1 protein-coding gene is annotated in these 1,199 nt (G+C 30.4%); it reads right to left on the bottom strand.

Annotation, left to right across the window (positions count from 1 at the left end; translation table 11 throughout):
- Positions 1-15: 15 nt before the first annotated feature.
- The gene (locus ACFO3N_RS24905) at positions 16-990 is read right to left on the bottom strand and encodes an IS110 family RNA-guided transposase (RefSeq protein WP_379801512.1); all 975 of its coding nucleotides are present in this window, start codon (positions 988-990) and stop codon (positions 16-18) included.
- Between the last annotated feature and the right edge of the window lie 209 nt (positions 991-1,199).

A 1,199-nucleotide genomic window follows, 5' to 3' on the forward strand; every position in this document is an offset into this window, starting at 1 on the left:
TTGTCATCCTGATTTCTATGATAAAACCAAATCTTTTTCATAAAAGGTTTGGTTTTTTATTACCGCAAAAACTCGATGGATTATTTTGTTTCTCACGGCATTTAAAACACTCATTTTATTTTTTCCTTCATCAACTTTTCTGATGTAATATCTTCTAAGATCATTATCGAGTCTAATTGCGCTCATTGCTGCCATATGCAAAACAGTTTTTAAGTTTTTATCTGCAAGCATTGATACTCCCGGCCTTCTTTTTAATGATGTTCCAGATTGAAAATCAAAAGGCACAACTCCGCTGTAGCATGCCATTTTTCTAGGATCTGTTATGATAGTAAAACCTTCTGTTTTTGACAACAATGTCCATGATAAAACTTGACCTACTCCAGGAACTGATCTTATCAATTTCTGCTGTTGGCTTAAACTTTTATCACTATTGATTATCTTTTCAATATCATTTTCAATAATCTTAATTTGCTCCTCAATATTTTTAATGAGTTTTAAATTTAAATTTTTCAGATCTTTATCCAATCCAATACCTTTCATTAATTTGTAATCATGATGCTGAACCATAAGCTGTTTTTTGATTTTTATTCTTAAAGCTCTTTCAGTCAATAGGATCTTTATCTTTTTAATAGAACTGGAGCTTGGTTTCCATTCTCTATTTTCCTGATAATTTTTTTCAATAAAATTACAAATTCGCAATGCATCGATTTTATCATTTTTCCCTCTTACAAGACCAATGCTTTTCTTGATATGCAGCGCTGATATTACATACACTTTAAAGTTGAATTTTTCCAAAACCTCAAAGAGATTCCAGTTGTATCTGCCAGTATTTTCCATGGCTAACATTACATTTTCACCTGAATATTTTTTGAAAAAATGCTTTATAGCCTGAAGGTTGTTTTCAATAGAAAAGTAATTTATTGATTCTTCTTTTATACAGATATCTAAAGTCTTACTGCTGATATCAATGCCAATAATAATGTTTTTCATAACTTTGCTTTTACAATTCAACAAATGATTTGAGAAATTCATCATAAGCCCAACTCCTTAATAACGGGTCACTAGCCCAAATTTCTATCTGAGTCTTTGATGAAAGGGAAGCTAAAGTCTTAATCAGGATATGAGTCTCAAGCTCAGAGGAACGAACAGTTTACTTTTGCTTCCTTTCTCAATCATAAATCTACTTAAATTTTAAAAAA

The organism is Flavobacterium chungangensis (genome assembly GCF_042654045.1).
In the GTDB taxonomy this organism is placed as follows: Bacteria; Bacteroidota; Bacteroidia; order Flavobacteriales; family Flavobacteriaceae; genus Flavobacterium; species Flavobacterium chungangensis.

Excerpts from the sequence above, each read along its gene's own strand:
- ACFO3N_RS24905 (WP_379801512.1), bottom strand. The coding sequence starts at position 990 with ATGAAAAACATTATTATTGGCATTGATATCAGCAGTAAGACTTTAGAT.